At 74.1% G+C, this 11,231-nt stretch carries 8 protein-coding genes; 2 read left to right on the top strand and 6 right to left on the bottom strand.

The window, feature by feature from the left end; translation table 11 throughout:
* Window positions 1-39: 39 nt before the first annotated feature.
* Entirely contained in the window at window positions 40-429 is a 390-nt protein-coding gene (locus ACWGN5_RS05290; protein ID WP_453511440.1) for an MGMT family protein, read from the bottom strand.
* A gap of 162 nt (window positions 430-591) precedes the next feature.
* On the opposite strand from ACWGN5_RS05290, the gene ACWGN5_RS05285 reads away from it, so the two are divergent.
* Both ACWGN5_RS05285 and ACWGN5_RS05280 read left to right on the top strand, forming a co-directional pair.
* Window positions 592-3,231, top strand: coding sequence for a lysylphosphatidylglycerol synthase domain-containing protein (locus ACWGN5_RS05285; protein WP_453511438.1), 2,640 nt, complete (start codon window positions 592-594; stop codon window positions 3,229-3,231).
* Window positions 3,232-3,293: 62 nt separating this feature from the next.
* The gene (locus ACWGN5_RS05280; protein ID WP_453511437.1) at window positions 3,294-4,868 is read left to right on the top strand and encodes an alpha/beta hydrolase; all 1,575 of its coding nucleotides are present in this window, start codon (window positions 3,294-3,296) and stop codon (window positions 4,866-4,868) included.
* A gap of 64 nt (window positions 4,869-4,932) precedes the next feature.
* Here the strand turns inward: ACWGN5_RS05280 and moeZ are convergent, their stop codons facing one another.
* The 5 genes from moeZ to ACWGN5_RS05255 form a co-directional block, all read right to left on the bottom strand.
* Entirely contained in the window at window positions 4,933-6,111 is a 1,179-nt protein-coding gene (gene moeZ, locus ACWGN5_RS05275; protein ID WP_453511435.1) for an adenylyltransferase/sulfurtransferase MoeZ, read from the bottom strand.
* A 63-nt stretch (window positions 6,112-6,174) separates the two neighbouring features.
* Window positions 6,175-6,921, bottom strand: coding sequence for a spherulation-specific family 4 protein (locus ACWGN5_RS05270; RefSeq protein WP_453511434.1), 747 nt, complete (start codon window positions 6,919-6,921; stop codon window positions 6,175-6,177).
* Complete coding sequence (locus ACWGN5_RS05265; RefSeq protein ID WP_453511432.1) at window positions 6,909-7,880, bottom strand: NAD-dependent epimerase/dehydratase family protein; 972 nt, start codon at window positions 7,878-7,880, stop codon at window positions 6,909-6,911. Before ACWGN5_RS05265 ends, ACWGN5_RS05270 begins: the two co-directional genes overlap by 13 nt.
* A gap of 129 nt (window positions 7,881-8,009) precedes the next feature.
* Window positions 8,010-9,491: a hypothetical protein gene (locus tag ACWGN5_RS05260; protein ID WP_453511430.1), complete on the bottom strand. Its 1,482-nt coding sequence runs from the start codon at window positions 9,489-9,491 to the stop codon at window positions 8,010-8,012.
* Window positions 9,484-11,115: a glycosyltransferase gene (locus ACWGN5_RS05255; RefSeq protein WP_453511429.1), complete on the bottom strand. Its 1,632-nt coding sequence runs from the start codon at window positions 11,113-11,115 to the stop codon at window positions 9,484-9,486. Before ACWGN5_RS05255 ends, ACWGN5_RS05260 begins: the two co-directional genes overlap by 8 nt.
* Between the last annotated feature and the right edge of the window lie 116 nt (window positions 11,116-11,231).

The raw sequence follows: 11,231 nt of genomic DNA, 5'->3' as shown, positions 1-11,231 counted from the left end.
CCTCCGCGGCCGTCTCCCTTGTCACCTCGACCGGGCGTCTCAGGTGTGACTTCCGTCCCAGCGGGCCCGCCGCATGTCGATCTTCGGTACGTGTCCCTCGGCCGCCGGGCCCGCCGCGCGCAGCGGGGTGCCCTCCTCGCGGTAGTGGCCGAGGGCCCGCAGCTCGTGACCCGGCAGCAGCGTGCCGTCGGCGCGGACCACTCGCCACCAGGGGGCGGTCCCGCCGTACAGTGCCATCACACGGCCGACCTGGCGGGGTCCGCCCTCGCCCAGCCATTCGGCCACGTCGCCGTAGGTCATGACGCGGCCGGGAGGGATCGCGTCGGCCACGTCGAGCACCCGCTCCGCGTACTCGGGCAGCTCTCCGGTCTCCCCGACGGGCTTCCCGGCGGTCTCCCCCACAGGCTCCTCCATGCTCATCCGCCCCATCCTGCCTCACCGCACCGACATGGCCCTGATGCCTCCGCACGGCCGCTCTTCGTGCCACCATCGTGCGGGCGGTGACTGGTGATACGAGATCAAGAGCGACAAGTACAAGAACACGAACACGAACACGGACAAGATCGACAAGACGCGCATGCAGAGACGGACATGGTGATGGACACGAAGCCTCCTGAGGGGGCTCAGCCCGACGTGCCCGAGAAGGTCTCCGGCGACGAGCCGCTGCTCGCCGCCCGCGTCCACCGGCCCTCCGACCTGATGCGGCTGCTCGTCGGCCTGCTCGCCATCGGCCTCGTCATCGCCGTCGCGGCGTTCGCCCACGCCACGACGTCCGGTCTGGAACAGGACATCAACAAGGGCGCGGTCGGCGCCCCGGACGTCTTCGTCAAGATCGCCGGTCTCGTCTCGTCCATCGCCGTCCTGCTCGTGCCCGTCGCCTTCGCCATCGAGCGCCTGATCAAACGCGACGGGCTGCGCATCGCGGACGGCGTCCTCGCCGCCGTCCTCGCCCACGGCGTCACCCTCGCCACCGACCTCTGGGTCGCCCAGGCCGCGCCCGGCACGATCCAGGACGCGCTGACCCAGCCGCAGTCCGGCGGCGGGCTCACGGACCCGGTGCACAACTACCTCGCCCCGGTCATCGCGTACATGACGGCCGTCGGCATGGCCCGCAGGCCCCGCTGGCGGGTGTCGCTCTGGGTGGTGCTGCTGCTCGACGCGTTCACGATGCTGGTGGCCGGCTACACCACCGCCCTCTCGATCATCCTGACCGTACTGATCGGCTGGACCGTCGCGTACGGCACGCTCTACGCGGTCGGCTCGCCGAACGTCCGGCCCACCGGGCAGACCCTCCTCGCCGGCCTTCGCCGGGTCGGCTTCCGGCCGGTGACCGCGCTGCGCGCCGAGGGCGTGCCCGACGCCGCCGACAGCGGGGACCGGGGCCGCCGGTACATCGTGACCCTGGAGGACGGGCCGCCGCTCGACGTCACCGTCGTCGACCGGGAGCAGCAGGCGCACGGCTTCTTCTACCGCGCGTGGCGGCGGATCACACTGCGGACGATCACCACCCGCCGCTCGATCGTCTCGCTGCGCCAGGCCCTGGAGCAGGAGGCACTCCTCGCGTACGCGGCGATCGCCGCCGGAGCGAACGCGCCGAAGCTGATCGCCACCTCGGAGCTCGGCCCGGACGCCGTGATGCTCGTGTACGAGCACATCGGCGGCCGCAGCCTGGACTCCCTCGACGACGCCGAGATCACCGACGAGCTGGTCCGCAGCGCCTGGCGGCAGGTCCGGGCGCTGCAGTCGCGCCGGATCGCGCACCGCCGCCTCACGGGGGACGCGATCCTGGTGGATCGTTCCGGCAGGGTGATCCTCACCGATCTGCGCGGCGGCGAGATCGCCGCCGGCGACCTCATCCTCCGGATGGACATCGCCCAGCTGCTCACCACCCTCGGCCTGCGGGTCGGGGCGCAGCGGGCGGTCGCCGCGGCCGTCGAGGTGCTCGGCCCGGACACGGTCGCCGCCTGTCTGCCGCTGCTCCAGCCGATCGCGCTGAGCCGCTCCACGCGCGCGACGCTGCGGAAGCTGGCCCGGGAGCGGTCGGCGCGGGAGCGGGAGGCCGTGCTCGCGGCCTCGGAGGCGGCCAAGCACGAGCGGGAGCTCGCCAAGGCCGAGGCCGCGGCGGACAGGACGGCCGTACGGGCGGAGACGAAGGCCGAGAAGAAGGCGGACAAGAAGGCCGAGAAGCGGGCCCTCGACACCGCCCTCGACGAGGCGCGCGAGGAGGACCTGCTCGCGCAGATCCGGCAGCAGGTGCTGCTGATCCGCCCGCAGGCCCCGGTGGAGCCGGTCCGCCTGGAGCGGATCAAGCCGCGGACCCTGGTCAGCCTGATCGCGGGCGCGGTCGCCGCGTACTTCCTGCTGTCGCAGATCGCCCGTACGCCGCTGTCGACGGTCAGCGAGGCGGACTGGCGCTGGGTGGCGGCCGCGGTGCTGTTCTCGGCGATCAGCTACGTGGCGGCGGCGATGAGCCTGCTGGGCTTCGTGCCCGAGCGGGTCGGGTTCTGGCGGACGGTGGTGGCGCAGGTCGCCGGCTCGTTCGTGAAGATCGTCGCTCCGGCGGCGGTCGGCGGCGTCGCCCTGAACACCCGCTTCCTCCAGCGCGCGGGCGTACGCCCGGGGCTCGCGGTCGCGAGCGTCGGCGCCTCGCAGCTCTTCGGGCTCGGGGCGCACATCCTGCTCCTGCTCTCCTTCGGCTATCTGACGGGCACGGAGAAGTCGCAGTCCTTCACCCCGTCGAGGACGGTCATCGCCGGACTCCTGACGGTCGCGGTGCTCGTCCTCGTGGTGACGGCGATCCCGTTCATGCGCAAGTTCGTGTCGACGCGGCTGCGCTCGCTCTTCGCCGGAGTGGTGCCGCGCATGCTGGACGTGCTCCAGCGGCCCATGAAGCTGGCGACGGGCATCAGCGGGATGCTGCTCCTGACCATCGTGTTCGTCCTCTGTCTGGACGCCTCGATCCGGGCGTTCAGCCACGGGAACCAGACGATCAGCTACGCGACCGTGGCCGTCGTCTTCCTCGCGGGCAACGCGCTCGGTTCGGCGGCCCCCACCCCGGGCGGTGTCGGCGCGGTCGAGGGCGCGCTCACCGTCGGCCTGGTCACCGTCGGCGGCCTGCCGATCGAGGTCGCGACCCCGGCGGTGCTCCTGTACCGCCTGCTCACGCTGTGGATCCCGGTGCTGCCGGGGTGGCTCTGCTTCAACTGGCTGACCAAGCGGGAAGCCCTCTAGCGCGCCACCCGCTTGGCCCTCCGTCCCGCGCGGGGGCCCGGGCGGCGGACCACGATGGGCCTATGCCGATCTCCGCCGCCCAGCGCGCCGCTCTGCTGACCGCCACCACCGTGCTGCTCGCCGCCGGCTGCTCGGACGGGGGAGCCGAGGGGGCGGGCCCGGTGAAGCCGACCGGCACGTCCGGTCTTTCGGCGCTGACCGCGCAGAAGCTGTCCTGGGCGCCGTGCCCGGCGCCGTCCGCCGCCGAGGGCGGCGGGGCCCCGCCCTCGCCGCTGCCCGGAGGCGCGGTCTGGGAGTGCTCCTTCCTCCAGGCCCCGCTGGACTGGTCGGAGCCGGAGGGCGAGACGATCGAGCTGGCCCTCATCCGCGCCAAGGCCCGTGACAGCGCGAAGCGGATCGGTTCGCTGATCTTCAACTTCGGCGGGCCCGGCGGCTCCGGCGTCACCGCCCTGCCCGGTTTCGCCGCCGACTACGAGACCCTGCGCGGCCGCTACGACCTGGTCTCCTTCGACCCGCGCGGGGTCGGCCGCAGCGACCCGGTCGAGTGCGCCACCGACAAGGAGCTCGACGCCTACTACGCCCTGGACTTCATGCCCGACGACGCCGCGGAGGAGCGGACGCTGTCCGACGCGCAGAAGCGGTACGCGAAGGGCTGCGAGCGGGACGCGGGCCCGGCGCTGCCGCACGTCGGCACCGAGAACGCCGCCCGGGACCTGGACCTGATGCGCCAGGTCCTCGGCGACGAGAAGCTGCACTACTTCGGCATCTCGTACGGCACCGAACTCGGCGGCGTCTACGCCCACATGTTCCCCGGGAACGTCGGCCGGGCCGTCTTCGACGCGGTCGTCGACCCGGACGCGGGCGTCGAGGACGGCGCCCTCGGCCAGGCGAAGGGCTTCCAGCTCGCCCTGGACAACTTCGCCCAGGACTGTGTGGACCGCGGCGACGAGTGCGCCCTGCCCGGCAGCAGCGTCGCCGAGATCGAGGCGGGGATCACCAACCTCCTCACGGCCCTCGACAAGGAACCGATCCCCGGCATCGGCTCCCGCAAGCTCACCCAGACGCAGGCCACCAACGGGATCGCGCAGGCCCTGTACTCGAAGGAGTTCTGGCCGTATCTGGAGCAGGGGCTCGACGCGGCGGACGGCGGCGACGGGGCGCTGCTCCTGTCCCTGTCGGACTCGATGAACGGGCGCGGCGAGAACGGCTCGTACAGCAACATCCAGGCCGCGAACGCCGCCATCAACTGCGTGGACTTCAAGGAGCGCTACACCCTCGGGCAGGCGAAGGAGCGGCTGCCGCAGTTCCGCGAGGCCTCCCCCGTCTTCGGCGACTTCATGGGCTGGGCGCTGGCGAGCTGCTCGCAGTGGCCGGTGCCCGGGATCTGGGAGCACCCGGACGTCTCGGCGCCCGGCTCGGCGCCGATCCTCGTCGTCGGGAACACCGGTGACCCGGCCACGCCGTACGAGGGCGCGCGGTCGATGGTGAAGGCGCTCGGCGCGGGTGTCGGCGTGGAGCTGACGTACGAGGGCGAGGGCCACGGCGCGTACAACAGCGGCGACAAGTGCGTGAAGAAGGCGGTGGACCAGTACCTGCTCGACGGCAAGGTCCCGGTCTCGGGCACGGTCTGCAAGTAGCGGGCCGTACGCACGCGGAAGGCCCCGGACGTGACGTCCGGGGCCTTCCGTGCGAGGCGTACTCCTAGTAGACCGGCTTCTCGGGCTCGATCTGGTGGACCCAGCCGATCACGCCGCCGCCGACGTGGACCGCGTCCGCGAAGCCCGCGGACTTGAGCACGGCGAGGACTTCCGCACTGCGGACACCCGTCTTGCAGTGCAGGACGATCCGCTTGTCCTGCGGGAGGTCCTGGAGGGCGCTGCCCATCAGGAACTCGTTCTTCGGGATCAGACGCGCGCCCGGGATCGAGACGATCTCGTACTCGTTCGGCTCGCGGACGTCGATGATGTCGATCTTCTCGTCCGCGTCGATCCACTCCTTGAGCTGCTTGGGAGTGATCGTCGAGCCGAGCGCCGCCTCCTGGGCCTCCTCGGACACGACGCCGCAGAAGGCCTCGTAGTCGATGAGCTCGGTGACGGTCGGGTTCTCGCCGCAGACCGCGCAGTTGGGGTCCTTGCGGACCTTGACCTGGCGGTACTGCATCTCCAGGGCGTCGTAGATCATCAGGCGGCCGACCAGCGGGTCGCCCACGCCGGCCAGGACCTTGATGGCCTCGGTGACCTGGATGGAGCCGATGGACGCGCAGAGCACGCCGAGGACGCCGCCCTCGGCGCAGGACGGGACCATGCCCGGCGGCGGGGGCTCCGGGTAGAGGCAGCGGTAGCAGGGGCCGTACTCGGACCAGAACACGGAGGCCTGGCCGTCGAAGCGGTAGATCGAGCCCCACACGTACGGCTTGTTGAGCAGCACGCAGGCGTCGTTCACCAGGTAGCGGGTGGCGAAGTTGTCGGTGCCGTCGACGATCAGGTCGTACTGGCTGAAGATGTCCATCACGTTGTCGGCCTCGAGCCGCTCTTCGTGGAGGATCACGTTCACGTACGGGTTGATGCCGAGGACCGAGTCCTTCGCGGACTCCGCCTTGGAGCGGCCGATGTCGGCCTGGCTGTGGATGATCTGGCGCTGGAGGTTCGACTCGTCGACCTCGTCGAACTCCACGATGCCGAGCGTGCCCACGCCGGCGGCGGCCAGGTACATCAGCGCCGGGGAGCCGAGGCCGCCGGCGCCGACACACAGCACCTTGGCGTTCTTCAGCCGCTTCTGCCCGTCCATCCCGACGTCCGGGATGATCAGGTGGCGGGAGTACCTGCGGACCTCGTCTACGGTGAGCTCGGCAGCCGGCTCGACCAGGGGTGGCAGCGACACGGGGACTCCGGTGGTCGGGATGTCAGTACGGTTGTTCTCCCCGTAACACTGCCACGCCCCTTCTCATTCCGAGACACCCAGTCCGATCCGCGAGACGATTTCGTCCCAGTAGCCGGGCAGCGTGTGGAATTGGTCGGTTTGTCCCGGACGGCCGGCGCGGTCGGTGAAGAAGATCGTCCCCGCCCCCTGCCAGCGCGCGATCCGCAGGGCCTCGTCGAGGTGGGTGCGCGGGACGCCGTGGACGAGGTGGACGAACTTCGCCTCCGTGTACTCGGCGGTCCACTCGGCCACCTGCGACCAGCGGTAGTCCACCCAGGGGCCGGCGAAGGTCACCAGCTGGTCGGCGGCCTCGGCGTACCCCGGGTGGGGATGGGTGCCGTGGCCGAGGACCAGGTGGGCATCGCCGCCGAGCACGGCCTCCAGGGTCGCGGTGAGCCGCCGCGTCCCGGCCAGGTCGGCCCGGTCGGAGGGGGCGCGGTCCAGGTAGAAACCGCCGACCTTGTACCAGTCGAGGAAGCGGTGGGCGTCCGAGACGAGCTCCCCGAAGGGCCGGGAGCCGTACGCCAGGTCCAGGTGCCCGAGGACCCTGACCCCGGCGTTCCGCAGCTTCCCGGCCGCCTCCAGGCAGTGCGGGTCGGGCCGGCTCCCGGGGCCCTCCGCCACATTGAGCACCGCCCAGTGCAGTGGGGTCCCGGGGCGGGTCAGCTCGGCCCACTCGACGGGCGCGAGCAGCGGATGGGCGTAGCCGGGGACGCCGAAGCCGAGCGCCTGGACGGCCCCGGTGGCCGTGGTCGTCGTCAGATGCGACACGCCGCCTCCATCCAGATGTCGGCGAGGGACTCCTCCAGGTTGATCCGGGGCCGCCAGCCGAGCCGGTCGCGGGCGGTGCGGACGTCGGCCTGCTGCCAGGGGCCGCAGCCGTCGGGGTACGGGTACGGGGCGGAGCCCAGCTGGTCGGCGATGGTCCCCTCGGTGCGGGGGGCGCCGATCATCGGGCGCTGCGGGATGCCGTGCGGGGCGTCGAGCTCGTGCAGGTTGCCCGCGTAGCCCGCGACCCGGGCGAGGACGGCGGCGGCGTCCCGGAGCCGGACGGCGCGCCCGGTGCCGATGTTGACGACGCCCTGGGCGGCGGAGAGGGAGGCGGCGTGGACGGCCCGCGCCACGTCCCGTACGTCGACGAAGTCCCGCTGCACGCCGAGACCGCTGAGCTTCAGCTCGCCGTCCCCGGCCTGCATCGCGCGGCGCATCGCCTCGGCGAGGCGGCCGAGCGGGGAGCCGGCGGGCGTGCCGGGGCCGACCGGCGAGAAGACCCGCAGGACGACGGCGTCGAGCCCCGAGCCGAGGACGAGCTCCGTCGCGGCGAGCTTGGACACGCCGTACGGGCCGCCGGGGCGCGGGATGGCGTCCTCGGCGGTGGAGGAGCCGGGCTGACTGGGCCCGTACTCCGAGGCGCAGCCGACCTGGACGAGCCGGGCCCCGCAGCCGCTGCGGCGCAGGGCCTCGCAGACGGTGGCGACGGCGACGGTGTTGTGCCGGGTCAGCTCGCGGGCGCCGCCGCGGGTGGCTCCGGCGCAGTTGACGACGACCCCGGGGTGGACGGCGTCCAGGAAGCGGGTGAGCGCGCCGGGGCTGCCGGAGGCGAGGTCGAAGCGCACGTCGGCGTCGTCGCCCCGGCCGAGCGCGGTGAGGTGGACGGCCGGGTCGGCGAGCAGCCGGTCGGCGACGAAACGGCCGATGAAGCCGTTGGCTCCGAGCAGTAGCACCCTCATCGTGCGGCCCCTGTGTGCCGACCGGCCGGTGCTTGGGGTTGAGGGGTCATGGTCTTCGGTCTCCTTGCGGGGTGATGAGAGAGGTGAGGGGGCACGCCCGCGGCGTCGGCTCCGCGGGTGAGCGGGGGTTCACGGTGTGGCGTGGGCGGAGGCCCGCGTGAGGGTGCCGGTCGCGTGGGCCAGCAGGCCGAGCGCGGCGGCGCCGCAGACGAGGGTGGGTACGACCCCGGGGCCCCAGGTCTCGACGAGGGCGCGCACCGGGGCGGCGAGCGCGTCGAAGCCGGGGACGGGGACGCGGGCGGCGAGGACGCTCGCGAGGGCGAGGGCCTCGACGGCGGAGGCGGCGGCGAGGGCGGCGGCGGCCGTCTCGGGGAAGCCGTGGACGGTCAGGAGCCGGGCGAACAGCAGGAGCGCCCCGAGCGCGAGGGCTCCCGGGCTGAACCCGGTGAGGGTGAGCAGGGCGGCGAGGGCGAGGAGTTGGAGGGTCACGGTGCCGAGGAGCAGCGGCCGGGTGGCGGCGGCGAAGTCGGCGAGGCCGCGGCTGTCGGCGATGCGGCGGCGGGCCCGGCGGGCGAAGAGGTGGGCGCCCCAGGCGGCGGGGGCGACGGCGAGGGCGAGGCCCAGGAGCGGCGCGGGGGTGAGCGCCCAGGGGCCGTCGGGGCCGCCGCTGAGGACCTCCTCCAGGAGTCCGTCGCCACCGGCCGCGTACGCCAGGAGCCAGAGGGTCCAGAGCCGGGCGGCGGGGACGCTCCCTCGGTCGGGGGCGCGGAAGGGGCCCCGGCGGACGGCGAGGAGCAGGGCCGCGCCGAGGGCGAGTGCCCCGGCGGCCCCGACGGCGAGCCGTACGGGTCCGTAGGTGAGGGCGAGTCCGAGTCCGGTGAGCGCGGCGACCCCGCCGGGGGCGAGGACGGCGAGCGCCCAGGGCGCGCGGGCCGGTGCCGGCTCCGCGGCGGGCGCGGGCGTCTCCGGTCCGCGGGGCACGCGCGCGTACAGCTCTTCGGCGAGGGAGAAGACGTCCCGGTGCCGGAAGCGCGCGGCGGTCCGGTCGGTGAAGCCCTGCGCTTCGAGGCCCGCGGCGATCTCCAGGGCGTCGACGGCCCGCTCGCAGAGCTCCCGGTGCCGGTGCATGAGCACCTTCACGGGGTCGGCGTTCCCCCGCCGGGTCCGGGGCCGCGCGGACGCGCCGTCGGCGTCGGACCGGGTACGGCCCTCGGCTGCCGAGGGGGCGACCGGGCCGGGGGCCGGGTGCGGGTCAGCGACCGGTGCCGGGTCCGAGGCGGCCGGTCGCGTGTCCGGGGTGTCCGTCGCCGGGTCCGCGGCGGCCGGTCGCGTGTCCGGGGTGTCCGTCGCCGGGTCCGCGGCGTCCTGTGTCGTGTCCGGGGCGGTCGGTGCCGGGGGTGGTGTCCAGGCCGCGCCCGGCTGCGGAGGGTTCCCCGGGGCCGGGGCTATCCCGGACGGTGCGGCATCGTCCTCGGCCATGGGCGCGCGCAGGTCGAGGCCGCCGGCGGCCGTGAGGGCGGGGGTGCCGAGGAGGGCTTCGGAGCGGGCGTCCCAGGCTCCGGGGCTCGTCGGGGCGGCGGAGCCGCGCATGGGGGTGCCTCCTTCAGGCATCGGGGGCTCCTGTCCCCGCGGTCACGGCCTTGTGCGTCCAGCTGCCCGGCACATGGGCCTCGGCCGGGTGGGCGAAGGGGACGCCGTCCCCGGGGCGGTGGCGCACCGGCGCGTGGGAGAGGAGTTCGAGGTAGATGCCGCGGAACGCGGCGAGGTTCTGTTCGACCGTGAAGAGTTCGAGCGCGCGGGCCCGGGCCGCGGCGCCGAGCCGGAAGCGGCGCTCGGGGTCGCGGAGCAGCGCGAGGCACGCGTCGGCGAGCGCCCGGGGGTTGCGCGGGGGGACGACGAGGCCGGTGCCGCCGATGATCTCGACGACGGCGCCGACGTCGGTGGAGACGGTGGCCCGTGCGCAGAACATCGCCTCGACGAGACTCGCCGGGAAGCCCTCGACGAGGCTCGACATGACGACGAGCGCGCCCGAGGCGTACGTGTCCTCCAGGGTGGGGGCCTCCGGGCCGCCGAGCTCCTCGAAGGTGACGGGGTTCTCGCCGACGGCGTGCGCCCCGGGGGCCTCGTCGGGGAAGAGCTGGGCCGCGAGCCCCTTGCAGTACGTGAGGTAGGAGCCGGCGCGGGGTTCACCGACAGGCACGGCGACGATCCGGAGGCGGGCGTCGGGCTGCCTGGCGCGGATCTCGGCGAAGGCGTGGAGGAGGCCGATGAGGTCCTTGGCGGGTTCGACGCGGCCGACCCAGACGAGGGTGGCGGGGTCGCCGCTCTCCTCGTCCTCGCCGACCTCGGCGAAGCGTTCGGCGGCCATGCCGGGGTGGACGGTGCGGATGCGGGCCCGGTCGGCGCCGCACTTCTCCTGCCAGCGGCGGGCGTGGGCGTTGCCGGGGGTGAGGAGGGCGGCCTGCCGGTAGATCTCGCCGGCGAGCCGGCCGTGGAGGGCGGCGAGCAGGGCGCGGAGGGGGGCGGAGCGGTCGGCACCGGCCGCCGAGAGGTAGTGGGCGCGGAGCGGGACGCCGTACTCGGTGACGAGCAGCGGGGTGCCGAAGAAGCGTTTGGCCAGCAGCCCGGGGAGGGCCGTGGTGCCGCCGCCGGCGGCGTGGCAGAGGTCGGCCGCGCCGAGCGCGTCGTCCCCGTACCAGTCGAGGGAGAGGGGGCGCAGGGCCCGCTCCAGGTGTTCGGCGAAGGCGAGGTGGTCGCGGAGTCCGGCGGCGGCCGCGCCCCGGCGTGCGCCGGGCGCGCGGCAGGCGGCCTCCAGGGCGCGGACGGCGTCGTCGGAGCGGAGCGCCCCGGGCAGTCCGCCGCGTTCGCGGGCGAGTTCGGCGAGGGCGTACAGCCCGTCGGCGAAGGAGGTCGCGTCCTCCTCGGCGCAGAGTCCGGTGGCGAGCCGGTGGTAGGCCTCGGTGAAGCGGCGCCGCTCGTGGCGTCCGTAGGCCCGGCGGGAGGCGCGGTGCCCGCAGGGGCCGCCGGCCGGCGGGGCGGTGTCGGGGCCGCCGGGGTCGGCGGTGCGGACGACGCGGGCGTTCGGCGGGAGGGGCGGTGGCGGGGTGCCGGTCCGGCCGAGGGCGTAGAGGTCGAAGCGGTGCTGTCCGAGCCCCTGGACGAGCCGTTCGCACCACCGTCCGGACTCACCGGTGGCGTACGGGTAGCCACCCTCCGTGAGCAGTCCGATCCGCACGCGTGCACCCCCGATCTCCCTTGACGGCGGTCACCTTCGGTCCGGTGACCCGCAGCGGGAAGAACGTAAGCGGAGACAGCGGTGGGTGTGGGGGGCGGGGGGAGGGAGAAGAACAC

The organism is Streptomyces sp. NPDC055815, assembly GCF_053616475.1.
Note: the sequence above shows the minus strand (reverse complement) of the source record. Positions and strands in the feature narration are given on the sequence as shown.